This window comes from Kitasatospora kazusensis, from assembly GCF_039529945.1.
Classification (GTDB): domain Bacteria; phylum Actinomycetota; class Actinomycetes; order Streptomycetales; family Streptomycetaceae; genus Kitasatospora; species Kitasatospora kazusensis.
Genome location: NZ_BAAANT010000005.1, coordinates 117246 through 141537, shown reverse-complemented (window position 1 = coordinate 141537; position 24292 = coordinate 117246). Strand labels below are relative to the sequence as shown.

The following is a 24292-nucleotide window of genomic DNA, read 5'->3' as shown; positions in this document are numbered from 1 at the left end:
GGGTGCGGGGCTGCTCCACGTCCGCGGCAGGGCGGAGGGCGCCGGGTCAGCTCAGGCCGTTGGTCTTCAGCCAGTCCTTGGCGACCGCCGACGGGTCCTCCTTGTCGACGCTGACGCGCTTCATCAGCGCCGTCAGCCCGGCGGTGTCCAGCTTGGCGGAGACCGCGTTCAGCGCGCCGGTGGCCGTCGCGTCCAGGCCGGCCTTGTTGACCAGCGGGGTGACGTTCTGCGAGCTGAAGACGTTCTTCGGGTCGGTGAGCGTCACCAGCTTGAGCAGCAGGATCTTCGGGTCGGTGGTGAACACGTTGCCGACCTGGACCGCGTTGCTCTTCAGCGAGTCGGCCGTGGCGTCGCCGGTCGGCTTCCACTCCTTGAAGGTGAGGCCGTAGGCGTCCTTGAACTGCTGCTCACGGCGGCTCTTGAACTCCGGCGGCCCGCCGACGGTGAAGCCGGACGCCTGGGCGGACAGGTCGGCGATGCTCTTCAGGTTGTACTTGGCCGCGTTCTCCTGGCTGACGGTGAGCGAGTCCTTGTCCTCGGCGGCCGCCGAGTCGAGGATCCCCAGCGAGGCGGGCAGCTTCGCCTGCAGCGCGGCGTTGACCGCCGTGGTGCCGGAGGCGGTGTTCTTGGCGTCCAGGTAGCCGAGCAGCGCGCCGTTGTACTCGGGCAGCACGGTGAGACTGCCGTTCTGCAGCTGTCCGTAGAGCACCTCGCGGCTGCCGATGTTGAACTTCTCCTGGACCTTGACGCCCTTGGCCTGCAGGGCCTGCGAGTAGATCGAGGCCAGCAGCACGTTCTCGGGGAAGTTCGCCGAGCCGACCACCACGGTCCTGCCCGAGCCGCCCGAGGCGGAGGAGCCCGCGAGCGGGTCGCTGCCGCTGCCGGACGAGCTGCAGGCCGCCGCGCCGAGCAGGACGGCGGTGGCGGCGACGGAGCGGATCAGACGGGAATGCATGGGTCTCCTTCTGGAGCCGGCCGAGGGTCCGGCCGTGGGCCACGGCCGTGGATTCGGCCGTGGGTGGGTGCGGAGCGGGGTTCGGTACGAGGCGGGGCTCATCCGTGCGGGCCGCCGCTGCGGCGGCCCGCCGCGCGTTGGGCCCGCAGGCCCGGCGGCAGCCCGTACCGGAGCAGCAGCGAGAAGAACAGCTGGGCGGCGACGGCGAGCAGCACCACGAGCAGCGCGCCGCCCACCGTCGCGGGGAAGTCCCGGGTGGCCAGCCCGTCGATGACGTACCGGCCGAGGCCGCCGAGGCCGACGTACGCGGCGACGGTGGCGGTCGCGATCACCTGGACGGTCGCCGAGCGCAGCCCGGCGATCAGGGTCGGCAGGGCTGCCGGAAGGCAGACCTGGAACAGGACTTGACGGTGCGTCAGGCCGATGCCACGGGCCGCGTCGCGCAGCTCGGGGTCGGTGCCCCGGATGCCCTCGACGGTGGCCACCAGCAGCGGCGGAGCGGCCAGCGCGACCAGCGGCACCAGTACGGCGCCGTCGCCCACGCCCGCCAGTAGGACGGCCAGTGTGACCAGCCCGAGGGTGGGCAGCGCGCGGGCCACGCCGGTCAGCGCCGTCACGGCGACGGCGCCGCGCCCGGTGTAGCCGATCAGCAGGCCGAGCGGGACGGCCAGCAGGGCGGACCACAGCAGCGCCTCGCCGCAGAGCGTGAGGTGCTCGCCGACCCGGTGCACGATCGAGTCCGGTCCGCTGCGCCGCGCGGGTGCGGTGAAGAAGGTGGTGAGCCAGCCGGCCCAGGCGGTCCAGTTCACCGGGCGGCCCCCTTCTCCCGGACGGCCCACGGCGCGAGCAGCCGCCGGGCCAGCACCAGCAGCAGGTCGGTGGCCAGCGCGAGCGCGGCGACCAGCACGATGCCGGCCACGATCGGGGTCGGGAAACTGCGCTGGAAGCCGTCGATGAACAGGTAGCCCAGCCCGCCCCGGCCGACCAGCGCGCCGACGGCGGCCAGCGAGATGCTGGACACCGCCGCAACCCGCAGCCCGGAGACCAGGTACGGCACCGAGGCCGGGAGTTCGACGGCCGCCAGCCGGCGCCAGGGGCCGTAGCCCATCGCGATGGCGGCCTGCCGCACCGAGTCCGGCACCGAGCGCAGTCCGTCCACCGTGGTCGGCAGCAGCACCGCGAGGGCGTAGCAGGTGAGCGGCACCATCACGGTCGCGCGGGTGGCCAGGCCGGTGTACGGGATCAGCACCACGAAGACCGCGAGCGAGGGCAGCGCGTACACCACGTTGAAGACGGCGGACAGCGGCTGGTAGAGCCGGGGGAAGCGGGCGCAGGCCAGGCCCAGCGGCACCGCGATCAGCAGGCCGATCAGGACGGGGACGAGGGCGATCACCGCGTGGTCGAGCGCGAGGCCGCGCAGGTACGCCAGGTGGTCGCCGATCCAGTACCAGCGGACCAGCGGTTCACCGTCCACGGGTGCTCACCGGCCGGTGGTCGTCGGCGAGGGCCGCGAGGACGGCCGCCCGGTCGGCGGTGCCGACAGCCCGGCCGTCCGGGCCGACGGCGACCGCGAGTCCGGCGGGGGAGAGCACGGCGGCGTCCAGCGCGGTGCGCAGGGTGTCGCCGCCGGGGTGGAAGGCGGGCGCGGGGTGGGCGGCGCCGTCCGTGGCGCGCCAGCCGGCCGGGCGGCCGTCGGCGTCCAGGAGCAGCTCCCAGTCGCCGTGTTGCGAGGTGTCGGCGAGCGGCCGTACGGCCACCCCGGCGGCGGAGCGCAGGCCGAGCCCGCGCAGGCCCCGGTCCCGGCCGAGGAAGGCGGCCACGCTCTCGTCGGCCGGCGCCGTCAGCAGCGTGTGCGGATCGGCGAGTTGGGCGATCTCGCCGTGCTCGCGCAGCACCACGACCTGGTCGCCGAGCCGGACGGCTTCCTCGATGTCGTGCGTGACGAACAGGACGGTCTTGTTCAACTCGCCCTGGAGCCGGAGCAGTTCCTCCTGGAGTCCGGCGCGGACCACCGGGTCGACGGCACTGAACGGCTCGTCCATCAGCAGCACCGGCGGGTCGGCGGCGAGCGCGCGGGCCACGCCGACCCGCTGCTGCTGCCCGCCGGACAGCTGGAAGGGGTAGCGCTTGGCGGTCTCCGGTGCCAGGCCGACCAGTTCGAGCAGCTCGGCGGCCCGGGCGCGGGCCTTCCTGCGGTCCCAGCCGAGCAGGTACGGGACGGTGGCGATGTTGTCGATCACCCGCCGGTGCGGGAAGAGCCCGGCCTGCTGGATCACGTAACCGATGCCCCGGCGGAGCCCCGCGGCCGGCAGCCGGGTGACGTCGGTGCCGTCCAGCAGGACCCGGCCCGAGGTCGGCTCGACCATCCGGTTGACCATCCGCAGGATGGTGGTCTTCCCGCAGCCGGACGGGCCGACCAGCACGGTTATTCGCCCGGCCGGCACGTCCAGGTCGAGTCCCGCGACGGCGACCGTGCCGTCCGGGTGGTGCTTGGCGGCACCGTCGAATCTGATCACAGAACGATCCTAGCTTCGGCGCCTTCGGCACCAGTCGTGGTTTTTCGGGCGGACGGTACGGACAGTATGGATATCTGACTCTGCCAGAATTCGGCGGTGTTCGAGTGACGGCGCGGCTGACCGTCAGCCATCCGTAAGGGCCGAGCCGGGTGGCTGACGGCCGCCGGCCGCCCTGTTCCCGCGTCAGCCGGCGGTGGTCGGCAGCCCCGCAGCCGCCCAGGCGACGAACCCGCCGTCCAGGTCGGTGGCCAGACGCAGGCCCAGCTCGCGCAGGCTCGCCGCGGCGAGGCTGGACGCGTAACCCTCCGAGCACACCACGATCACCCGCAGGTCGTGGCCGGTCGCCTCGGGGATCCGGTGGCTGCCCGCCGGGTCGAGCCGCCACTCCAGCACGTTGCGCTCGACGACCAGCGCGCCCGGGATCGCACCCTCGCGCGCCCGCTGCGCCACCGGCCGGATGTCGACCAGCAGCGCACCCGCCGCCGCCTCCCGGTACGCCTCCTGCGGACCCGGCCGGTGCACCCCGGCCCGCGCCCGCTCCACCAGCTCCTCGATCGTGGTCACCACTGGTCCGATCCTTCCGTCGCGGTGCGGACCAGGCCGCCGGCCCGCAGTTCGTAGCGTGACATCTCGCTCAGCGGCGGCGAGTACGCGTGCAGGGTGACCGCCGGTCCGGCGGCCGTGTTGCGGATGTCGTGCAGGTAGTCCGGCCCGAAGGCGCGCGCCGTACCCGGACCGACCCGGCGCATCAGCAGCCCCTGCTCCGGGCCGCCGAGCGAGAGTTCCTCCAGTTCGCCCAGCGCCACCAGGAACGCGCCACGCGAGCCGCCGTGGTCGTGGAACCCGGTGGACTGCCCCGGCAGCCAGCTGATCAGCCACACCTCGTGGTCCTCGGCCAGCCGGATCCGTTCGTACCACCGCTCGCCGGCCGCGAGCCGGACCCGGGGCAGCCACTCGTCGGTCCGCTCGGCCACGTCCTGGACGATCTTGCGCAGGGCGTTGGGCGAGAGTGCGGGCCCGGTCCGCGGCAGTGCGCGGGCAAGGGCGAGATCCAGGCTCATGGGAGTCCTCGGGAAGGCCGAAAGCGGGGCGGCCGGACGCGGACGGGCGCGCACGGCGGCAGGGGAGCGGGCGGCTCTGGGGGAGTGCGGATCAGACCCGGGGAGTGGTCACCGGGCGGAGGGATCCGGAAGTCAGCAGGGACAGCAGGCACACATGTCGCTCGCCTGGCGTCGCAGATCGACGTGCAGGCGGCAGACCAGAGCGGTGCCGGTGTCCATGCGCTGATCGTGACGGAGAGACGGCGGCGCGTCAAGCCTGTCCCGGCAGGTGGGAGGGGTGTCGCCGGGTTCTTCGGCACGTCGCCGGACCGGGGGCGCTGCCGGGCCGGGGCGCTGCCGGGCCCGGAGGACGCCGGGCCCGGAGGACGCCGGGCCGGTGGGACGCCGACGGCCTGCCCCGGGGGAGACGGGGCAGGCCGTGCGGTGCGGTGGTGCCGGTGGGTCAGTTGTTCTGGGTGGAGTCCGTCTCCGCCTGGGCGGCGGCGCTGTCGGCGGAGTCCACCTTCTGCTGCATGTCCTTGAGCGTGGCGTCGCCGGTGCCTGCGGTGCCTGCGGTGCCTGCGGTGCCTGCGGTGTCCGGAGTGCTGCCCGCGCCGGCCGCGCCGCCGCTGCCGGACGCGGCCGGTGCCGGGGCTGCGGGCGCGGTGCCGCCGTGCCCGCAGCCGGTGAGCAGCAGTGCGGCAGCGGCGGCGAGGGCGGCGAAGCCGGTGGCGGTGCGTCGGTTCATGGTCACTTGGCGTCGGCCTGCGCGGTGCACCAGGTGGCGACGGACTTCAGGTCCGCCTGCCGCTGCTGGAGGGTGGGCAGCAGGCTCTTGCGGAAGGTCAGCCGGTCGTTCAGGTAGGTGTAGACCTCGGTGTGGCCGGCCGCCTTGGCGTCGGTCACGCGCTGCGCCAGCCGGGCGACCGAGCCCGGCACCGTGACGGCGCCGTTCAGCCGGGTGATCGAGGCGTCGATCCGGGCCTCGGTCTTCGGCAGCCGCTTGCAGATGGCCTTCGCGCCGTCGCCCTTCGGGGCGGCCTTGGCGGTCGTCGTCGCCGCCTGGGCGGGGGCGGCGGCCAGCAGGGCGGCGCCGGCCAGCGCGAGGGCGCCGAGCGCGGCGGCGGACTTGCGGTTCGGGAGCATGGCTGAATCCCCTTCGATGCCGGTTGGGTTGGCCGTGCGGTCCAACCGAGCAGGACGGTAACGGGCCTTTTTGTGGATTCCTTGTGGGTCTCCCGCCCGGTGCCCCCGTCCGGTGGGCCCGGCGCTTATGCCCGGTGGGCCCGGTGCCGCGAACCGTCAGTTCGCGCGGGAGATCCAGTCGCGCCGGGCCGGCAGCTGGAGGGTCGGCGCGTCCACCGCCAGCAGCGGCAGTCGCAGTTCGAACCGGGTACCGGTACCGGCGCCGGCGCCGCTGCCGGTGGGCGGGGTCCCGACGGTGACGGTGCCCCGGTGCAGGGCGGCCTGCTGGGCGACCAGGGTCAGTCCGAGCCCGGAGCCCGGGCTGCCCGGGCGGTGGTGGAACCGGCGGAAGACCGCCTCCCGTTCGGCGGGCGGGATGCCCGGGCCCTCGTCGTCCACGGTGAGCACGGCCTGACCGCCCTGCGGGCCGAGCTCGGCGCGCAGCCGTACGGTGATCCGGGCGGGCCGGTCCGGCAGGTGGCCGTGCACCACGGCGTTGCCCAGCAGGTTGGCCAGCAGGATTCGCAGGCCCGCGTCCCAGCCGAACACCCTCAGCTCGGCGGGGAGTTCGGCACTCAGCTCGACCTCCGGACGGCGCCGCGCGGTCTCGCCGACGGCACTGTCCACCAACTCGGACAGGTCGAGCGGTCCGAATGCGGAGACCTCCACCAGATCGCCCTGGGCCAGCATCCGCAGGGCGGTGAGCAGTTCCAGCAGCCGGGCGTGGTCGCGCTGCAAGTCCCCCACCACCTCGGCCCGTTCGTCGGCGGGCAGGTCGGGGTGTGCGGCCAGCACGTCCAGGTCGGTGCGCATGCTCATCAGTGGCGTCCGCAGCTCGTGCGAGGCGGCGGAGGAGAACGACCGCGCGGTGTCCAGGGCTTGGGCTGTGCGGTGTGCCTGCTCGTCGTAGCGGGACAGCAACTGGCCGATCGCCGATGACAGTTCGTCCACCTCGGTGATGTGCACCGGTGCGGTGGGGAAGGCGGCCGGTCCGGCCGCCGGGTCCAGCTCGGCCGCCCGGCGGCTCAGCCGGCGGACGGAGGCGGTGGCCCGCCCGGCCAGGGCGTACCCGAGCAGCCCGGCCACCGGCGCCGCCAGCAGCGCGACCAGCACCACCCGGCCGCGCACGGCGGCGATCTGCGGGTCGGTGGCCGAGGCGGGGGCGAACAGCCAGAGCGTGCCCGGCGCGGCCCCCGCCACCGGGACGGTCAGCACCCGCCAGGCGTGGCCGCCGCCCCGCACGGTGACCGGGCCGTTCGGGGTGGACTGCGGCAGCCGCGCGGGGTCGGCGGGCTGGGGGCCGCCCTTCAGCACCACCGTGCCGTCCGCCGCGCGGACCAGGATGCCCGCGTCGAGCACGTTGTCGAGCACCAGGCGGTGCTGGTTCTGCTCCACCTTGAGCCGGCCGTTGCGGTCGGCGTTCAGCAGGGTCCGGACGTCCGGCAGGGTGGCCGAGGCCTGGTCCTGGAGGCGGGTGTCCTGCTGGTTGTGCAGGTCGCGGTTGACCAGCCCGAGCAGCAGCAGCCCGGCGGCCAGCACCAGCAGCGGCACCACGACGGTCACCGAGAGCGCGATCCGGGTGGCGAGCTTCATCGGGCGCTCCGGTGCTCGGGCAGCCGCAGGACGAAGCCGACCCCGCGCACCGTGTGGATCAGGCGCGGCCGGCCGCCCTCCTCCAGCTTGCGGCGCAGGTAGCTGACGAAGGTGTCGACCGCGTCGGTACGGACCTCGAAGTCGTAGCCCCAGACCCGGTCGAGCAGCTGGTCCCGGGTGAGCACGATCCCGGCGTTCCGGACGAGCTGGACCAGCAGCTCGAACTCCCTCCGGGTGAGCCGGAGTTCGACACCGTCCTGGTGGGCCTGCCGGGTCGCCGGATCGATCACCAGCGGGCCGGCCCGCAGCACCTCGGCCTGCGGGGGTCCGCCGCGGGCCCGGTCGGGGCGGCGGCGCAGCAGGGCCTGCAGCCGGAGCACCAGCTCCTCCAGCGCGAACGGCTTGACCAGGTAGTCGTCCGCTCCCGCCTGCAACCCGGCGACCCGGTCGGCGACCTCGTCCAGCGCCGACAGCATCAGTACCGGGGTCTCGTCGCCCGTGGCACGCAGACCCCGGCAGACCTCCGTCCCGGTCAGGCCGGGCATCGACACGTCCAGGACCAGGACGTCGGGTGTCTCGCGGGCGGCCAGTGCCAACGCGCTCGGCCCGTCCTCGGCGAGCAGCACGGTGAAGCCGCTCAGCCGCAGCCCGCGCTCCAGCGAGCGGCGGATGGCCGCGTCGTCGTCCGCCACCAGGACCCGTCCGGTGGTGGCGGTGGTGGTACTCCCGGTCAAGCTGTCCTCCTCGTACCCCCGCGTCCGAGCCCGACCCTCTCACGTCCGGGCGTCCGGAGGGGAGGCAGGAGGGGAGACGGGAGGCCGGCCCGGTGGAACGGAGGCGTCCGGCGGCGGGCACCCGTTCGAGCGCTTGCAACCGGGCGGGCCGGGCAGGCGTCCCTACCGGTACGGCCGCCCGCACCCGGGCGGTCCGGTGGAGGGCAGGAGAGACGCTGTGGGGATTGTCGGCTGGATCATTCTCGGCCTCCTGGCAGGGGGCATCGCCAAGATTCTGCTTCCCGGACGCGACCCGGGCGGGCTCGTCGTCACCACCCTGATCGGCATCGCCGGGTCGTTCGTCGGAGGCTGGCTCTCGTCGAAGTTCCTGCACCGGCCGGTCGCGACCCACTTCTTCGACCTCGCGACCTGGGGGTCGGCGATCGCCGGGGCGCTCGTCCTGCTGATCGTCTACCGCATCGTCTTCGGCAACTCGCGCCGCTGACGCCCGCGCCCGGGCCCCCGTCCCGCTGACGCCCGCGCCCCCGACCCGCGAGTGCAACTCGCGGGTCGGGGGCGCGGACGGTTTCAGGGGGCGCGCAGCCCGCTCAGCAGCAGGGCCCAGACGCCCTCGAAGTCGCTCTCGGCGCGCGGCGAGGACCACTCGGCCGCGTGCGCCGGGTCGTGGAAGTGGGCCGTCGCCTGGAAGACCGCGCGGGCTGCGGTGCCCACGTGGGTCGGGCGGAACTCGCCCTGGTGGATGCCGTCCTGGAGGATGGTGGCGACCTGGGCGACCAGGGTGTCGATGTGCGCCTCGACGGTGCTGCTGGTCTCGTTCACCAGCGTCATGTAGGTCGCGAACATCTCCGGGTCGTCCAGCGCCTTGCGGCGCTTGGCGGCGAACAGGGTGGCCAGCCAGCGGTGCAGCCGCTCGGGGGCGGGGCCGCGCTCCACGGTGATCGCCGCGAGCCGGTGGTGCGCCTGGTCCAGCCAGCGCTGGGTCACGGCCTCGCGGAGCGCGGCCTTGCTGGGGAAGTGCCGGTAGACGCTGCCGTGGCTGACGCCCAGGGTGCGGGCGATGTCCACCACGGTGGCTTTGGCCGGGCCGAACCGCCGCAGGACATCCTCCGCCGCGCTCAGGATCTGCTCGGGAGTGAGGGTGCTGTCCGTGGTCACGGGGAGGTACGTCCTTACCTGGGCGGGGCCGACGGGGTCGGTCGGGGCGGCTCAGTGCTCGCTGTCGAGATGAGCCATCTGTGCGGCAGAGTACCGCTCGCCGGCCGCCGCACCTGCGGGGATGGCCGCTTCGATGGCGTCGAGGTCGGCCTGGGAGAGGGTGACGTCGAGCGCGCCGAGCGCCTCCGTCAGGCGGTCCCGGCGGCGCGCGCCGACCAGCGGCACGATGTCGGCACCGCGCGAGGACACCCAGGCGATGGCGACCTGGGCGACGCTGGCGCCCTTGGCCTCCGCGATGGCGCGCAGCGCCTCGACCAGGCTCAGGTTGTGGGCGAGGTTGTCCCCCTGGAAGCGCGGGCTGAAGCCGCGGAAGTCCGCCTTGTCGACGGCACGGTCGTTGCTCCAGTGGCCGCTGATCAGGCCGCGCGAGAGCACGCCGTACGCGGTGATGCCGATGCCCAGCTCGCGGGCGGTGGGCAGGACCTCCGCCTCCAGGCCGCGGGAGATCAGCGAGTACTCGATCTGCAGGTCGCTGATCGGGTGCACGGCGGCCGCGCGGCGCAGGGTGGCGGCGCCGACCTCGGAGAGGCCGATGTGACGGACGTAACCCGCCTTGACCAGGTCGGCGATGGCGCCGACGGTCTCCTCGATCGGGACGTTCGGGTCCAGGCGGGCCGGGCGGTAGACGTCGATGTAGTCGGTGCGCAGGCGGCGGAGGGTGTAGGCGAGGGCCGTCTTGGTGGCGGCGGGGCTCGCGTCGTAGCCGAGCCAGCTCTCGTCCGGGCCGCGCTGGGCGCCGAACTTGACGCTGATCTGGACGTCCTCGCGGTTACGGCTGCGCAGGGCGTCGTGGATCAGCAGCTCGTTGTGGCCCATGCCGTAGAAGTCGCCGGTGTCGAGCAGGGTCACGCCCGCGTCGAGGGCGGCGTGGACGGTGGCGATGCTCTCGGTCTCGTCGGCGGGGCCGTACAGAGCTGACATGCCCATGCAACCGAGGCCGAGGGCAGAGGTGGCGGGGCCGGTGCTGCCGAGCTGGGTACGGGCAGGGCGGGTGGTCATCGGGAGGCTCCTGGATGGATCGCAGGGGTTGCTTGACGTCGTCGCGATGACGGCGTCGGGGTGACGTGTATTGACTATGGCATGACGGATGACAGATTTCAATATCTGTCATCCGTCATCGCGATTCCCATAGTCGACCACCAACTCCGCGGCTCGGGCCGCTCCATCGCGCCGACCCGTCCACGGCTCCGACCCCGTGTCCGCCCCTGCGCGTCCGCCGCTCCGCCCCCTGCGCCGCCCGGTTCAGTCGGCGACCCGGCTCCGGTTCTCGTAGGCGAGATCGGCGTATTCGGGGTGCTTGACCATCCAGGCCTTGATGAACGGGCAGGTCGCCAGGACCGGCAGGTCGCGGGCCCGGGCATCGTCGAGGGCGGCCCGGGCCAGCGCGCCGCCCACTCCCCGGCCCTCGAAGGCCGGCTCGACCACGGTGTGCGGGTAGACGACCAGCGCCTCACCGCGCATGTACTCGGCGAACCCGGCGAGCTCACCGTCGATCCACGCCTCGAAGCGCCGGCCGGTCGTCGCGTCCTGAATCGTGATTGCCATGTCGGTCCCCAGATCCGTGATGTCCGGTCCCGCGTACCCGTGGGACCGTCGCGCCTGTCGCGCGCGTCGCGTCCTCGCGCCTCCCCGGATCCCGGATCCGTTCCGACCGGCACCGGAGGCCGCGCGATCCCATCATCGAGCGGAGTCCCCGGCGCCGCGCCCGCGCCACGCCCGCCCGGGCCACCCGGGTCGCCCGGTTCGGCCCGGCGCCGCGCCGGTCGCGCGCCGAAGGCTGACCGGCCGTCACCCGTGCGGCCGGGATCGGCGGCGGCCGGGCGGTTCGGGAGGCCGGGGGACCGGCCGGGGTCCATCGTGGAACCAGGGGCACAGTGGCGCCCGCAGCTGTGTTCCGGACCAGTTCAGGACGGTGTGCGGGCACGGACGGCGCTCCGGCGGGCCGGTGCCCGTGCGGCCCGGAGGCGACGTAGTAGCCGGGCCACCTCGCAGCGAGGCGAACGAATCTTCTAGGCTCGCCTCGGCCTCCCTGTATCGGTGCCCCCGAGCATCGTCGTAGCGAGGCCGCCGTCCGCAGGCCCCGGGCCGAGCCGGGGTCGCCGGACCGAGCGAGGAGGACCCAGTGTTGCCCAGCCCGAGGTCGCACCACCTGGCGTTGCCCGACGGAGTGCCCCACGGCCGCGTCGCGCCCGTCGGCCACGCCACCGCCGTCCGCTCCGGCCTGTCGGCCGTGCGGGTGCCCGAGGCGTTCCCCGGTACGTCCTTCGGTGATCCGCTCAATACCGGCGGCGTCCGGGGAGGTGTCCGTTGAGCCCTCATACAGTGTCGGAACCCGCAGCCGCCCGGCCGCCGGCCCCGTCCTCGGGCGTGGTGCCGCCCGCCACCGCAGAGCCGGCGCCCGGCCCGAAACCGCACGGTCCGCAACCGGTCGGCGCGAAGGCGGCCGGCTCGAAACCGGCCACCGCGACCGTGACCGTCACCACGACTGCCACCGCCACCGCCACCGTTTCGGCCCCCGGGACCCCGAAGCAGTCCGGCGCGAAGGCCGTCGGCGTGAAGCTGTCCGGCCCGCAGCCCGTCGGCTCCAAGCCTGCCGCCCCGAAGCCCACCGGTTCGAGATCCGTGGTTTCGAAGCCCGCCGCCCCGAAGCCCGGCAGTCAGAAGTCCGCCACCTCGACGGGTGCCGTCCCGACAGGAGCCACCTCGCAGGGCGCCACCTCGCAGGGCGTCACCTCGCCGGGCGCAGCCCCGGCCGGCGGCCGGGCGCAGCCCGAGGCCGCCGCCGCCCCTGCCGCCCCTGCCGCCCCTGCCGCCCCTGCCGCCCCTGCCGCCCCTGCCGCCCCTGCCGCCGACGGCGGCGGCGAGCAGAGCGGCACCGCCGCACTGCCCGGCCTGCCGGCGACGTTGAGCTCCCGGGCCCGCACGCTGGCCGGCGCCGTCCAGCGCCGCTGCGCCGACCTGGTGGCGATGGAGTCGCCGACCGGCGACGTGCCCCGGCTGGACGCGCTGGCGGAGGAGCTCGCCGCCGGGTACCGCGCCACCGGCGCGCAGGTCCGGCGCGAGCCCGGTGCGGCCGGGGACCACCTGGTGCTGGAGTGGGCCGGCCAGGAGGAGGACCTGCCGCACATCCTGGTGGTGGGCCACCACGACACCGTCTGGCCGGTCGGCACCCTCGCCGACTGGCCGCTGTCCGAGCACGACGGCGTGCTGAGCGGCCCGGGTGTCCTGGACATGAAGGCGGGCCTGGCCCTGCTCGAAGGCGCCTTCGCCCTGCTCGCCGACCTCGGCCAGCGCCCGCACCGGCCGGTCCGGCTGGTGGTGGTCGCGGACGAGGAGGTCGGCAGCCCGGACGGGCGCCGCCTGGTGGAGCGTCAGCTCCCGGGCGCCGCCGCCGTGCTCGGGTTGGAGCCGCCGCACCCGGACGGCCGGGTGAAGACCGCCCGCCGGGGCAGCACCCGGGTCCGGTTGACGGTCACCGGCCGGGAGGCGCACGCCGGCAACGACGCGGGCCAGGGCACCTCGGCGGTGGACGAGCTGGTGGACCAGCTGGTCGCCGTGCGCGGGCTGGCCGGCCTGCCGGGGACGGAGCTGAACGCCGGGCGGATCACCGGCGGCAGCCGGGCGAACGTGGTCGCGGGGCGGGCGGAGGCCGAGCTCGGCCTGCGGTTCGCCACGGCGGAGGCGCAGAGCCGCACGCTCGACACCCTCGCCCACCTGACGGCACTGCGTCCGGGGGCCCGGGTCCGCACGGAGGTGCTCTCCAGCCGTCCGGCCTGGCCCGAGCGTTCGGGCGACCCGCTGCTGCGGCACGTACGGTCGCTCGCGGCGGTGCTCGGGCAGCAGCTGGACGGCGCACCGGCCGGCGGCGCGGGGGACACCAACCTGGCGGGCGCCCGCGGGCTGCCCACCCTTGACGGGCTCGGCGCGGTCGGCGCAGGCTCGCACGCCTGGACCGAGCACATCGAGCTCGACCAGCTGGCCCCGCGGATCGCCCTGCTGGCCGCCCTGCTGGCCGTCCCGCTGCCCCGCCTCCGGGACCGCCCCTGAACCCAGGCCCGCCTCCGGGTACGCAAGGGCCCACCTAGGGGCGCGGGGAACTGCGCGAAGCGGGAGGCACCGCGCCGTCACTCCCGGTTTCGCGCAGTTCCCCGCGCCCCTGGGTTGCGCCCCCCCGGTCACCGCGACTCCGGGCGAGCAGCCCGGCCGCACCAGACGGTTCCCCGTTGATCGGCCACGTCCCTTGTCATTCGAGGCCCGCACCAGACACAATGGACCCGACCGAACGGTCAGTCGGGAGGCGAGCGCGGTGGATGCAGCGAATACAGTGAACGCGGCGGGTGCGGAGTCGGTGATGCGGTCGGACGCGGAGCTGGAGGCGCACTTCGACGCGGTCGTCGGGGCCGAGCAGCGGATCGAGCCGCGTGACTGGATGCCCGACGCCTACCGGGCCACGCTGGTCCGGCAGATCGCCCAGCACGCCCACTCGGAGATCATCGGCATGCAGCCGGAGGGCAACTGGCTCACCCGGGCGCCGTCGCTGCGCCGCAAGGCGATCCTGCTGGCCAAGGCCCAGGACGAGGCCGGCCACGGGCTCTACCTCTACGCCGCCGCCGAGACCCTCGGGGTGGACCGGGCCGAGCTGACCGAGAAGCTGGTCTCCGGCCGGCAGAAGTACTCCTCGATCTTCAACTACCCCACCCTGACCTTCGCCGACGTCGGCGTGATCGGGTGGCTGGTGGACGGCGCGGCGATCTGCAACCAGGTCCCGCTCTGCCGCTGCTCGTACGGGCCGTACGCCCGCGCGATGGTGCGGGTCTGCAAGGAGGAGTCGTTCCACCAGCGCCAGGGCTACGAGCTGCTGATGACGCTGATGCGCGGCACCGAGGGCCAGCGCCGGATGGTGCAGGACGCGGTGGACCGCTGGTGGTGGCCGTCGCTGATGATGTTCGGCCCGCCGGACGGCGACTCGCCGAACACCGCGCAGTCGATGGCCTGGCGGATCAAGCGGCACACCAACGACGAGCTGCGTCAGCGATTTGTCGACATGACGGTCCCGCAGGCCGAGCACCTCGGCGTCACCCTCCCCGACCCGGCGCTGAGCTGGAACGAGGAGCGCGGCGGCTGGGACTTCGGCGAGCCCGACTGGTCGGAGCTGAAGCAGGTGATCAAGGGGCAGGGCCCGTGCAACGCGGAGCGCGTCGAGCGCCGCCGGGCCGCCCACGAAGACGGTGCCTGGGTGCGCGAAGCGGCCCTGGCCTACGCAGCGAAGCAGCAGAAGCAGCGAGGTACGGAGAAATGAGCGGGATCAAGGCCGACTGGCCGCTGTACGAGGTGTTCGTGCGCCCCCGGCGCGGCCTGAACCACGTCCACGTCGGCTCCCTGCACGCCGCCGACGACCACATGGCGCTGCTCGCCGCGCGCGACCTCTACACCCGCCGCAACGAGGGCGTCAGCCTCTGGGTGGTCCGTTCCAGCGCCATCACCGCCTCCGCGCCCGACGAACAGGACCCGTTCTTCGCCCCGAGCGGGGACAAGGTCTACCGCCACCCGACCTTCTACGACATCCCCGAGGATGTCCCGCACATCTGACGGGGGCCACCGAACCATGAACGAGCACCACGCCATGACCGACGACCACGTGTACCTGACGCTCTCCGAGGCCCCCGGCGAACCCGAGGGCGAGGCCCGCTGGGCCTACGGGACGGGCTTCGCCGACCCGCTGCTCGGCGTCGACACCGCCCTGCCGCCCGGTCTGGACGGCGCCGACCTGGCCGCGTACTGCCTGATGCTCGGCGACGACGCGCTGGTGCTCGCCCAGCGGCTGATCGAGTGGTGCACCCGGGCCCCCGAGCTGGAGGAGGAGGTCGCGCTCGCCAACCTCGCGCTCGACCTGCTCGGCCAGTCCCGCCAGCTGCTCACCCGGGCCGGGCAGGCGGACGGCACCGGGCGCGGCGAGGACGACTTCGCGTACTGGCGCGAGGACCACGAGTTCCGCAACGTCCGCCTGGTCGAGGGCCCGAACGGCGACTTCGCCCAGACGATCGCCCGCCTGCTGCTCTTCTCCACCGCCCGTCACGCCCTCTACGAGCGGCTGGCCGGCTTCGCGGACCCGGTGCTCGCCGCCGTCGCCGCGCGCGGGGTCAAGGAGCTGGCGTACCACCGCGAGTACGCCACCTCCTGGACGCTCCGGCTGGGCGGCGGCACCGAGTACTCCGCCGAGCGGATGCAGGCCGGGCTGACCGCCGTCTGGCCGCTGCTGGACGAGCTCTTCACCGCGCACCCGGTGGAGATCCGGCTCGGTGCCGACCCCGCCGAGCTGCGCGGGCCGGTGCTCGCGGAGCTCGCCGAGGTGATCACCGAGGCCGGGCTCGCCGTGCCGGCGGCCGCCCCGATGGCCCGGGTCGGCGGCCGGGCCGGGCGCGACGGCGTGCACACCGAGGCGCTCGGCCTGCTGCTGGCCGAGCTCCAGGTGGTGGCCCGTGCCCACCCAGGGGCGACATGGTGACCACCATGACCGCCTGGGAGGTGGCGGCGGACGTCCCCGACCCCGAGCTGCCGATGCTCACGCTCGCCGACCTCGGCGTGCTGGCCGGGGTCGAGGAGGACGGCGGCACCGTCACCGCCTGGCTGACCCCGACCTACTCCGGCTGTCCGGCGATCGCCGAGATGGCCGCCGACGTCGACGCCCGGCTGCGCGCGGCCGGCTACGACGACGTCCGGGTACGGCTGCGGCTCGACCCGCCGTGGAGCACCGACCGCATCACCGAAGCGGGCCGCCGCAAGCTCGCCGAGGCCGGTATCGCCCCTCCGGTGCACGGGCTGCTGCACCTCGGACCCACCCGGCGGGTGGTGAGCTGCCCGCAGTGCGGGAGCGCGGAGACCGAGGAGCTGTCCCGCTTCGGCTCCACCGCGTGCAAGGCGCTCTGGCGCTGCCGCGACTGCCGGGAACCTTTCGAACGGATCAAGGAGATCTGAGTTGAGCGCCATGGCCGCCGCCCCACCGACCCGCCGACCGGCCTTCCACGAGCTGCGGATCGAAGCCGTGGAGCCGCTCTGCGAGGACGCGGTCGCGGTCACCTTCGAGGTGCCGCCCGCGCTCGCCGAGGACTTCGCCTTCCGCCCCGGCCAGACGCTCACGCTGCGCCGGATCGTGGACGGCGCGGACGAGCGGCGCTCGTACTCGATCTGCGCGCCGGTCGGCGGCCCGCTGCGGATCGCCGTCCGCGAGGTGCCGGGCGGGCTGTTCTCCCGCTGGATGGTCCGCGAGGCCGGGGCCGGCGACACGATCGAGGTGCTGCCGCCCACCGGCCTGTTCAGCCCCGACCTGGACGCCCCCGCCGAGCACGTGCTGCTCGCCGCCGGGTCCGGCATCACCCCGATGCTCTCGATCGCGGGCTCGGTGCTGGCGGCCGACGAGCGTTCGCACGTCACGCTGCTGTACGGCAACCGCCGCAGTGACACCGTGATGTTCGCGGACGAGCTGGCCGACCTGAAGGACCGTTTCCTCGGACGCTTCCAGCTCCTGCACGTGCTCTCCCGCGAGACCCGTGACGCCGAACTGCTCAGCGGCCGGCTCGACCCGGAGCGGGTCACGGCGCTGCTCGCCGCGCTGGTGGACGTCCCCGCCGTCGACCACTGGTGGCTCTGCGGCCCCTACGCGATGGTCACCGGCACCCGGGACCTCCTCGCCGGCCTGGGGGTTCCCGGCGAACGGGTGCACCAGGAGCTCTTCCACGCGGAGGACGAGCCGGTCGCCGAACGCACCGAGGAGCAGCCGAGCGGTGAACTGAGCGAGGTCACCGTCGTCCTCGACGGCCGGGCCGGCACCCTCCCGCTGCCCCGGGACCGCTCCATCCTGGACGGCGCCCAGCGGGCCCGCCCCGACCTGCCGTTCGCCTGCAAGGGCGGCGTCTGCGGCACCTGCCGCGCGCTGGTCACCGACGGCGAGGTCGAGATGCGGCGCAACTTCGCCCTGGAGGAGAAGGAGGTGGCCGCGGGCTACGTCCTCACCTGCCAGGCCCGCCCGCTCTCCGACCGCGTCACGGTCGACTACGACCGCTGAGCGGCCGCGCCACGCCGAACGGACCCCCCGGCCTTCGGCCGGGAGGGGCCGCACGCGCCCCTAGACGTTCCTGACCAGGTGCCCGAGGGCGGGGTCGCCGATCAGCTTCACGATGCCGTTGGCCGCCGCGCGGCCCGCGCGGTTGGCGCCGATGGTGGAGGCCGAGGGGCCGTAGCCGACCAGGTGGACGCGGGGGTCGTCGGCGGCCTGGGTGCCGTCCATCCGGATGCCGCCGCCGGGCCCCCGCAGGCCGAGCGGGGCGAGGTGGCCGATCTCGGGGCGGAAGCCCGTCGCCCAGACGATCGCGTCCACGGCCAGCTCCTCGGAGCCGTCCCAGGCGACCCCGTGCTCGGTCAGCCGGTCGAACATCGGCCGCCGCTCCAGTGCGCCCAGCTCCCGGGCCCGGCGCAGGGCCACCGACGGCCCGAGCCCGGTCACGCTCACCACGCTGCGTACCGGCAGCCCCTGCCGCACCCGCTGCTCGACCATCGCGACCGCCTCCCGCCCGGCCTCCTGGCTGAACGGGCCGGCCCGGAACACCGGCGGGGTGCGGGTCACCCAGACCGTCTCGCCCACCGCCGCGACCTCCGAGAGGACCTGCACCGCGGAGGCCCCGCCGCCGACCACCACGACCCGCTTCCCGGTGAACTCCTCCGGGCCCCGGTAGTCCGCGTAGTGCAGCTGCCGTCCGGCGAAGTGGCCGGGGTAGTGCGGGAGGAACGGCCTGGTCCAGGTGCCGGTCGCGTTGACCAGGGCCCGCGCCGACCAGTCGCCCGCGTCGGTTTCGACCAGCAGCCGCCGGTCCGGGCGCGAGCTCACCGCGCGGACGTGCACCGGCCGGACGACCGGCAGCGCGTGCATGGCCTCGTACGCCGCGAAGTACCCCGGCACCACCTCGCGGGCGGGGGTCTGCGGGTCGGGGGCGGGCAGCTCGAAGTCGGGGAGGTCGTGGAACCCGTGCACGGTGGCCATCCGCAGCGAGGGCGAGCGGTGCGCCCAGGCGCCGCCGGGCGCGGCGTCCGCGTCCAGCACGACGAAGCCGTCGAACGGGGTGAAGCCGCGCCTGCGGAGGTGGTAGGCGGCGGACAGGCCCGCCTGTCCGGCGCCGATCACCACGACGTCCACCTCGGCGGCGGCCACATCTGTTGCACGGTAAACAGTCACGCCGATGAAACATCGGACGTGGCAGTCGTGTTCCCCGGGGTCAGCCCGCCGGGACGATCACCGCGGCGGTGCCGTAGGCACAGATCTCCGTCCCCAGATCCGCGGCCTCCGTGACATCGAAACGCATCATCAGCACGGCGTTGCCGCCGCGCGCCTTGGTCTGCTCGACCAGCCGCTGCATCGCCTGGTTCCGGCTCTCCACCAGCGTCTTGGTCAGACCGCGCAGCTCACCGCCCAGCATCGACTTGAAGGAGGCGCCGATCTGGGTCCCGATGTGCCGGCTGCGCACCGTCAGACCGAACACCTCCCCGATCACCCGCTCCACCCGGTAGCCGGGCACATCGTTGGTGGTGACCACCAGCACATCCGCGTCCGGGCCCTGCCCGCCGCCGTACTCGTCCAGGTTGCTCATCGCACTATCGTGTGCGCCCCGGCGCGCCACCGGCGGCAGGCCACGCCGGAGCGAGACCAAGAAGCTGCCACACACCGGTGAACCGGGGGAGGGAAAAGCCGTACGGTAGCCCCATGGGCGAGCGAAGCGATCATCCGAAGGGGCCGGGCGCGGCGGAGGAATCCGGTGCGCAGGAGATCGAGGCGACAGTGGTGCTCGGTATCCGGATCACCGACTGGCCGGCCTTGCGGGCCGCCGCGCAGGCGGCCGTCGCGGAGCTGGACTTCGCCGGGATCGATCCGGCGGGCCAGCGCGAGGCGCTGCTGCGCGAGGTCACCGACGACCCGAACGCGGCGCTCGGCGCCCTGCTGCACCCGGACCGCCTGGTCGCCTCGATCCCCGGGATCGAGGCCCTCGGCGGCACCCTGGAGATCAGCCTCACCGACGACTTCGCCCCCGACTTCGCCGACCTCTTCCCGCTCGACGCCGAGGCGGAGGACGGCGGCGGGGACGACGACTGGCTGCTCACCCCGCGCACGGCCTGCCTGCTGCACACGCAGTTGATCACCCTCGCCGACGCGGCCTACGACGACCTGGAGGAGCACGAGGGCGACCCGGTCGGCGACGAGGACGAGCAGGAGTGGGCCGTGCTCGCCCGCTTCCCGCGCCGGACGTGGGGGATGCACCGCAGCTGGCGCCGGTCGGTCGCCCGGACCTTCGACGACCTCGCCGACGACCTGGCGCTCGGCGAGTGGCCGCTGCCGCGCTGCCCGGCCGAGGAGCTGGCCCTGCGGCTGGCCCTCGCCGACGCCCGCGAACTGCTCGGCTCCCAGCCGCAGGCGGTGGCCGACATGATGGGCGACCTCCCCGTCGACCTGTACGACTACGACTGGGACGGCTGCGTCGACCAGCTCTTCGGCGTCTACGGCCCCGGCGACGAGGACCCGGACGCGGACGCCGCCGACCGGATCGACCAGCTGCTCGCCGCCACCCACCCCGAGGGCTGGTTCCTCCCCTACGAGGACGCCGAGGAGCGCGACGTCAGCCGGGGCTACCGCCGCTGACGGGCCGCTCCGGCGGTCCTGGCATGCTGGTGCGGTGACTTCACCTTCCGCACCGTTCGACGCCCCGAGCACCCCGGCCGTGCCCTCGGCCGGATCCCCGGCCGAGCCCCGGGGCGACGCCGCCGACGAGCGCGCCGCCAACGTCCGGGACGCCAGGCCGCAGTACGTGCTCCCGCTGGTGGTCCGCCTGGAGAAGGCGGAGCCTCCGGCCCGGACGGACGCGCTGGAGACCTCGGCGCGCGCGGTGCTCACCCTGCTCGCCGACCCCCGGGTCACCGGCGAGGAGGGCGAGTGGGCGGAGCGGGTCTCGGCCTGGGAGGACGCCCGGATCCGCAAGGTGGTCCGGCGGGCCAGGGGCGGCGAGTGGCGCAAGGCGGGCGAGCTGCCCGGCATCACGGTGACCGGCGCGAGCGCCGAGGTCCGGGTCTTCCCGCCCGTCCCGCTGGACGGCTGGCCCAAGGAACTGGCCAAGCTCCAGGTCTCCGGCACCGAGCTGGACGACCCCGAGCCGCCCGCCGACCCCGCGCCCGGCGTCCCCGTGCTCTGGCTCAACCCCGAGGTGGAGATGAGCGCGGGCAAGACCATGGCCCAGACCGGCCACGCCGCCCAGCTCGCCTGGTGGGCGCTGGACGAGGCCCGGCGCAAGGAGTGGGCCGAGGCCGGCTTCCCGCTGGCCGTCCGCACCGCGACCCCGGCGGCCTGGGCCGGTCTGACCTCCGGCGGCCTCCCGCTGGTCCGCGACGCGGGCTTCACCGAGATCGCCCCCGGCAGCTGCACCGTCGTCGCCGACCACCCGGCGCTGCACTGAGCCCGAGAACCGGATGCCGCCGGCACGTCGATTGCTCCCGCGCGGATGTCGTCACCCGGAGAACCGAAACCGGGGTTCAGGCCGCGACGAGCTCCTGCTCGCGGGCCGGTGTCCTGACCTCGGGCTTCCTGTTCGGCAGCGAGAGCCGGAAGACCTTGTGCCACGCGGAGAACACCTGCTTGGGCAGCGGCCCGGTGACGTACTCCAGCTCGTACTTCTCGAACAGCGCGCGCACCTTCACCGCGACGTCGGCGTACCGGTTGCTCGGCAGGTCCGGGAACAGGTGGTGCTCGATCTGGTGCGACAGGTTGCCCGTCATGAAGTGCATGGCCCGGCTGCCGCTGATGTTCGCCGAGCCCATCATCTGGCGCAGGTACCACTGGCCGCGCGTCTCGCCGTCGACCGACCGGCGCTCGAAGACCTGTACGCCCTCGGGGAAGTGCCCGCACATGATCACCGAGTGGGTCCAGATGTTGCGGACCAGGTTCGCGGTGAAGGTGGCGGCGAGCGTGGTGAGGAACGACGGGCCCGACAGCAGCGGGTGGATCACGTAGTCCTTGAGCACCTGCTTGCGGATCTTGCGGCCCACGGCCTTGGCCCGCGCGCGGAACCCCGGGTCCTTGCGGCGGTGCTTCTGCAGGTTCTTGGCGAGTTCGAGGTCGTACGCGGCGATGCCGTACTCGAAGAAGCAGGCGTTGAGGAAGTTCCACAGCGGCTGGCCGAGGTGGAACGGGTGCCACCTCTGGTCCTCGTCGACGCGCATGATGCCGTAGCCGAGGTCGTTGTCCTTGCCGATCACGTTGGTGTACGTGTGGTGCAGCTCGTTGTGCGAGTGCTTCCACTGCTCGGACGGGGAGACGTGGTCCCACTCCCAGGTAGTGGAGTGGATCTTCGGGTCCCGCATCCAGTCCCACTGGCCGTGCAGGATGTTGTGGCCGATCTCCATGTTGTCCATGATCTTCGCCACGGACAGGCCGGCGGTGCCGAGCAGCCACGCGGGCGGGAAGATCGAGAACAGCAGCACGCCCCTGCTGGCCAGTTCCAGTTTGCGCTGCGCCGAGATGACCTTGCGGATGTAGGCGGCGTCCTGCTCGCCGCGGTCGGCGATCACCTCGTCGCGGATCGCGTCCAGCTCGCGGCCGAGCTCCTCGATCTGCTCGGCGGTCAGGTGGGCGGTGGGGTCGATGGCCGTCAAGGTGCCTCTATCGTTCGATGTCGCAGGGGCCCGCCGCGGCGGACACGCAGGTCTGGATGAGGACGCCCGGCTCGGCCTCGGTGATCTCGCCGGTGCGCAGGTCGCGGACGGCGCCCGCCTTGAGCGGCGTGACGCAGCCGAAGCAGATGCCCATGCGGCACCCGGAGGGCATCAGCACGCCGGCCTCCTCGCCGATGTCCAGCAACGGCGTGGCGCCGTCCGCGTCGACGGTCCGGCCGGTGGCGCTGAACGTGACCTCGCCGCCGTCGCCGGCGACGACGATGCGGGGGCGGAACCGTTCGGTGTGCAGGCGCTCCAGGAGGCCGTGCCCGGTCCAGTGCTCCTCCACGGCGTCGAGCAGGCCCCCGGGCCCGCAGGCCCAGGTCTCGCGCTCGGCCCAGTCGGGCACGAGTTCGCCGAGACGGGCGAGGTCGAGCCTGCCGTCCGTGTCGGTGTGCACCTCGGTGAGGCGCAGCTTCCCCGCCGCGGCCAGGCCGTGCAGTTCGTTGCGGAAGATCACGTCCTGCGGCTTTGGCGCGCAGTGGACCAGGACGACGTCGTCGACCTCGGTGTCGCGCAGCATGCCCATCACGGGCGTGATGCCGCTGCCGGCCGTCAGGTAGAGCACCTTGGCGGGCCTGGCCTGCGGCAGCACGAAGTCACCGGCCGGCTGATCGAGCTGGACCAGCGTGCCCGGTGTCGCCCTGCGGACGAGGTGGTTGCTGACCTTGCCGTCCGGGATCGCCTTCACGGTGATCGTGATGCGGCCGTCCCGGCGGTCGGTCGGTGAGGTGATGGAGTAGGAGCGCCACAGGCGCCTCCCGTCGACGTCGACCCCGATCCGCACGTACTGACCGGCCGTGTGGCCGCGCCAGCCCCGTCCCGGCCTGATCACGACGGTCGCGGCGTCACCCGTCTCGGGGTGTACGGCCTCGATGCGCCCACGCAGGTCGGCGCCCGCACGCAGCGGGCTGACCAGGTCGAGGTAGTCCGACGGCAGCAGGGGCGTCGTGACCATCTCCAGCAGTTTCCACGCCCTGCTGCGGAGGGCTGCACTCGTCATGACCCCAGCTTGCTGCGCCTCAGGGCGTAAAGTCCTAACCGTAGGACGTAAATCTGATCGGCTGGATTGTTCGCAGGGAACAAGAACGTGAGCCATGCCATCCGGAGGACCGGCGAGCCGGTCCTGGACGAGACGACGGTCACAGTGCTTCGGGCGGCGCTGACGGCCACCGCCGACGAGGTCGTCGAGGCGGTCATCGACGAGGTCCCTTCCTACGCCAACGCCCTTTCGGGCCGCATGGGCGCGACCATCCGCGGAGCCGTCCGCACCGCCCTGGGGCACTACCTGGACCTCGCGAGCGGGATCGTCACGGGTGGCGACGCCGGTGACGCGGCCTACGAGCTGGGCCGCGGCGAGGTGCGCGACGGCCGCTCGATGGACGCGCTGCTCAGCGCCTACCGCGTCGGCGCCCGGGTGGCCTGGCGGTGCCTGGCGGCGGGTGCCGTACCCGCAGGTCTGCCCGCCGCCGAGGTCGCCAAGTTCGCCGAGCTGACCTTCGCCTACATCGACGAGCTCTCCGCCGCGAGCGCCGCGGGCCACGCCGACGAACTGGCCGCCCGGGGCAGGGCCCACGAGCGCCAGCTGGAACACCTGGCCCGCGACCTCCTCGCCGGCGCGAGCCCGGACGTGCTGCTGGCCGCTGTCCAACGGGCCGGGTGGCAGCCCCCGGTCTCGCTGACCGCGGTCCTGCTGCCCGCCGCCCAGGCCTGGCCTGCCTACCGCGTGCTCGACCTGGGCACTCTCGTCCTCGACGATCTGCCGGACGCCACCGGTGTGCTGCTCGTCCCCGATGCCGACCGGTCACATCTCCTGCGGCAGCTGACCGACCGCACCGCCGTGGTCGGCCCGGCCCGGCCATGGACTCGTGCGTCCGCCTCGTACGCCCGGGCCGTACGCGCACGCTCCCTCTCCTCCGAGATTCGCGACACCGAGGCCCACCTGCCCGAGCTGGTGCTGACCGCCGACGCGGACGCCTTCGCAGACCTGCGTGCCCGAGCCCTCGCACCGCTGCGGGCCTTGCCCGTCGCGACCGCACGGCGGCTGGAGGAGACGCTGCGGGCGTGGCTGCTGCACCAGGGCAGGCGGGACGAGGTGGCGGCGGCGCTGTTCGTCCATCCTCAGACAGTCCGGTACCGGATGTCGCAGCTGCGGGAGCTGTTTCCGGATCTCGCCTCGCCGGACCGGGTCCTCGAACTGACCCTGGCGGTGGGTCTTCGGGGCAGCTGACGCGTACTCCGGCCGTCCCCGCACCGACCGTCCCCGCGCTGCCCCCCGCGCCGACCGTCCGGGGGCGGGTCGGTAGGGTC

Annotated in this window: 28 protein-coding genes; 11 read left to right on the top strand and 17 right to left on the bottom strand. The window is 73.9% G+C overall.

Annotation, left to right across the window (positions count from 1 at the left end; translation table 11 throughout):
• Nucleotides 1-46 precede the first annotated feature (46 nt).
• The 10 genes from ABD330_RS06740 to ABD330_RS06695 form a co-directional block, all read right to left on the bottom strand.
• A complete protein-coding gene (locus ABD330_RS06740; protein ID WP_344461793.1) occupies nucleotides 47-955 on the bottom strand; it encodes an ABC transporter substrate-binding protein in 909 nt (302 codons plus the stop codon).
• Nucleotides 956-1053: 98 nt separating this feature from the next.
• Nucleotides 1054-1764 (bottom strand): ABC transporter permease, encoded by a 711-nt coding sequence (locus tag ABD330_RS06735; protein WP_344461791.1) that lies wholly within the window; start codon nucleotides 1762-1764, stop codon nucleotides 1054-1056.
• Nucleotides 1761-2429 (bottom strand): ABC transporter permease, encoded by a 669-nt coding sequence (locus ABD330_RS06730; RefSeq protein ID WP_344461789.1) that lies wholly within the window; start codon nucleotides 2427-2429, stop codon nucleotides 1761-1763. The genes ABD330_RS06735 and ABD330_RS06730 overlap by 4 nt, the downstream gene beginning before the upstream one ends.
• Nucleotides 2419-3471 carry an ABC transporter ATP-binding protein gene (locus ABD330_RS06725; protein ID WP_344461787.1) on the bottom strand — a complete coding sequence of 351 codons (1053 nt, stop codon included), beginning with the start codon at nucleotides 3469-3471 and terminating at the stop codon, nucleotides 2419-2421. The genes ABD330_RS06730 and ABD330_RS06725 overlap by 11 nt, the downstream gene beginning before the upstream one ends.
• 183 nt (nucleotides 3472-3654) lie before the next feature.
• Entirely contained in the window at nucleotides 3655-4047 is a 393-nt protein-coding gene (locus ABD330_RS06720; protein ID WP_425555469.1) for a rhodanese-like domain-containing protein, read from the bottom strand.
• Entirely contained in the window at nucleotides 4032-4532 is a 501-nt protein-coding gene (locus tag ABD330_RS06715; protein WP_344461783.1) for a cysteine dioxygenase, read from the bottom strand. The genes ABD330_RS06720 and ABD330_RS06715 overlap by 16 nt, the downstream gene beginning before the upstream one ends.
• 442 nt (nucleotides 4533-4974) lie before the next feature.
• Nucleotides 4975-5259 carry a hypothetical protein gene (locus ABD330_RS06710; RefSeq protein ID WP_344461781.1) on the bottom strand — a complete coding sequence of 95 codons (285 nt, stop codon included), beginning with the start codon at nucleotides 5257-5259 and terminating at the stop codon, nucleotides 4975-4977.
• A 2-nt stretch (nucleotides 5260-5261) separates the two neighbouring features.
• Nucleotides 5262-5657 (bottom strand): hypothetical protein, encoded by a 396-nt coding sequence (locus ABD330_RS06705; RefSeq protein WP_344461779.1) that lies wholly within the window; start codon nucleotides 5655-5657, stop codon nucleotides 5262-5264.
• 156 nt (nucleotides 5658-5813) lie between these two features.
• Complete coding sequence (locus ABD330_RS06700) at nucleotides 5814-7289, bottom strand: ATP-binding protein (RefSeq protein WP_344461777.1); 1476 nt, start codon at nucleotides 7287-7289, stop codon at nucleotides 5814-5816.
• On the bottom strand, nucleotides 7286-8023 hold the full coding sequence (locus ABD330_RS06695) for a response regulator transcription factor (protein ID WP_344461775.1): 738 nt from the start codon (nucleotides 8021-8023) through the stop codon (nucleotides 7286-7288). Before ABD330_RS06695 ends, ABD330_RS06700 begins: the two co-directional genes overlap by 4 nt.
• A 217-nt stretch (nucleotides 8024-8240) precedes the next feature.
• Here ABD330_RS06695 and ABD330_RS06690 point away from each other — a divergent pair, with 217 nt between their 5' ends.
• Complete coding sequence (locus tag ABD330_RS06690; protein WP_344461773.1) at nucleotides 8241-8507, top strand: GlsB/YeaQ/YmgE family stress response membrane protein; 267 nt, start codon at nucleotides 8241-8243, stop codon at nucleotides 8505-8507.
• An 83-nt stretch (nucleotides 8508-8590) separates the two neighbouring features.
• Here ABD330_RS06690 and ABD330_RS06685 read toward each other — a convergent pair whose 3' ends face one another.
• The 3 genes from ABD330_RS06685 to ABD330_RS06675 form a co-directional block, all read right to left on the bottom strand.
• Entirely contained in the window at nucleotides 8591-9178 is a 588-nt protein-coding gene (locus tag ABD330_RS06685) for a TetR/AcrR family transcriptional regulator (RefSeq protein ID WP_344461772.1), read from the bottom strand.
• Nucleotides 9179-9229: 51 nt separating this feature from the next.
• Nucleotides 9230-10237 (bottom strand): aldo/keto reductase, encoded by a 1008-nt coding sequence (locus ABD330_RS06680; protein ID WP_344461771.1) that lies wholly within the window; start codon nucleotides 10235-10237, stop codon nucleotides 9230-9232.
• Between the two features lie 243 nt (nucleotides 10238-10480).
• Nucleotides 10481-10873 (bottom strand): GNAT family N-acetyltransferase, encoded by a 393-nt coding sequence (locus tag ABD330_RS06675; protein WP_344461982.1) that lies wholly within the window; start codon nucleotides 10871-10873, stop codon nucleotides 10481-10483.
• 490 nt (nucleotides 10874-11363) lie between these two features.
• On the opposite strand from ABD330_RS06675, the gene ABD330_RS06670 reads away from it, so the two are divergent.
• From ABD330_RS06670 to paaE, 7 genes are all read left to right on the top strand, one after another.
• Nucleotides 11364-11549, top strand: a complete 186-nt coding sequence (locus ABD330_RS06670) for a hypothetical protein (protein ID WP_344461770.1) — start codon at nucleotides 11364-11366, stop codon at nucleotides 11547-11549.
• Nucleotides 11550-11707: 158 nt separating this feature from the next.
• Nucleotides 11708-13285: a M20 family metallopeptidase gene (locus tag ABD330_RS06665; protein ID WP_344461769.1), complete on the top strand. Its 1578-nt coding sequence runs from the start codon at nucleotides 11708-11710 to the stop codon at nucleotides 13283-13285.
• A gap of 304 nt (nucleotides 13286-13589) precedes the next feature.
• Entirely contained in the window at nucleotides 13590-14537 is a 948-nt protein-coding gene (gene paaA, locus ABD330_RS06660) for a 1,2-phenylacetyl-CoA epoxidase subunit PaaA (RefSeq protein ID WP_344461980.1), read from the top strand.
• Nucleotides 14534-14827, top strand: a complete 294-nt coding sequence (paaB, locus tag ABD330_RS06655; protein WP_344461767.1) for a 1,2-phenylacetyl-CoA epoxidase subunit PaaB — start codon at nucleotides 14534-14536, stop codon at nucleotides 14825-14827. The genes paaA and paaB overlap by 4 nt, the downstream gene beginning before the upstream one ends.
• Before the next feature lie 34 nt (nucleotides 14828-14861).
• Nucleotides 14862-15743, top strand: coding sequence for a 1,2-phenylacetyl-CoA epoxidase subunit PaaC (gene paaC / locus ABD330_RS06650; protein WP_344461977.1), 882 nt, complete (start codon nucleotides 14862-14864; stop codon nucleotides 15741-15743).
• Nucleotides 15737-16213: a 1,2-phenylacetyl-CoA epoxidase subunit PaaD gene (gene paaD, locus ABD330_RS06645; RefSeq protein WP_344461765.1), complete on the top strand. Its 477-nt coding sequence runs from the start codon at nucleotides 15737-15739 to the stop codon at nucleotides 16211-16213. Before paaC ends, paaD begins: the two co-directional genes overlap by 7 nt.
• A gap of 10 nt (nucleotides 16214-16223) precedes the next feature.
• Nucleotides 16224-17300, top strand: coding sequence for a 1,2-phenylacetyl-CoA epoxidase subunit PaaE (gene paaE / locus ABD330_RS06640; RefSeq protein ID WP_344461975.1), 1077 nt, complete (start codon nucleotides 16224-16226; stop codon nucleotides 17298-17300).
• Between the two features lie 60 nt (nucleotides 17301-17360).
• On the opposite strand, the gene ABD330_RS06635 is transcribed toward paaE, so the two are convergent.
• Together ABD330_RS06635 and ABD330_RS06630 are read right to left on the bottom strand one after the other, a co-directional pair.
• Complete coding sequence (locus ABD330_RS06635) at nucleotides 17361-18464, bottom strand: FAD-dependent oxidoreductase (protein WP_344461763.1); 1104 nt, start codon at nucleotides 18462-18464, stop codon at nucleotides 17361-17363.
• 40 nt (nucleotides 18465-18504) lie between these two features.
• Nucleotides 18505-18876, bottom strand: coding sequence for a YbjQ family protein (locus tag ABD330_RS06630; RefSeq protein WP_344461761.1), 372 nt, complete (start codon nucleotides 18874-18876; stop codon nucleotides 18505-18507).
• Between the two features lie 113 nt (nucleotides 18877-18989).
• On the opposite strand from ABD330_RS06630, the gene ABD330_RS06625 reads away from it, so the two are divergent.
• Together ABD330_RS06625 and ABD330_RS06620 are read left to right on the top strand one after the other, a co-directional pair.
• Nucleotides 18990-19919: a hypothetical protein gene (locus ABD330_RS06625; protein ID WP_344461759.1), complete on the top strand. Its 930-nt coding sequence runs from the start codon at nucleotides 18990-18992 to the stop codon at nucleotides 19917-19919.
• Nucleotides 19920-19953: 34 nt separating this feature from the next.
• On the top strand, nucleotides 19954-20727 hold the full coding sequence (locus tag ABD330_RS06620; protein WP_425555467.1) for an aminoacyl-tRNA hydrolase: 774 nt from the start codon (nucleotides 19954-19956) through the stop codon (nucleotides 20725-20727).
• A 76-nt stretch (nucleotides 20728-20803) separates the two neighbouring features.
• Here the strand turns inward: ABD330_RS06620 and ABD330_RS06615 are convergent, their stop codons facing one another.
• Nucleotides 20804-21922: a fatty acid desaturase family protein gene (locus ABD330_RS06615; RefSeq protein ID WP_344461757.1), complete on the bottom strand. Its 1119-nt coding sequence runs from the start codon at nucleotides 21920-21922 to the stop codon at nucleotides 20804-20806.
• Between the two features lie 7 nt (nucleotides 21923-21929).
• The gene (locus ABD330_RS06610; protein ID WP_344461755.1) at nucleotides 21930-22985 is read right to left on the bottom strand and encodes a ferredoxin reductase; all 1056 of its coding nucleotides are present in this window, start codon (nucleotides 22983-22985) and stop codon (nucleotides 21930-21932) included.
• A gap of 87 nt (nucleotides 22986-23072) precedes the next feature.
• On the opposite strand from ABD330_RS06610, the gene ABD330_RS06605 reads away from it, so the two are divergent.
• A complete protein-coding gene (locus ABD330_RS06605) occupies nucleotides 23073-24212 on the top strand; it encodes a PucR family transcriptional regulator (protein ID WP_344461753.1) in 1140 nt (379 codons plus the stop codon).
• Nucleotides 24213-24292 lie beyond the last annotated feature (80 nt).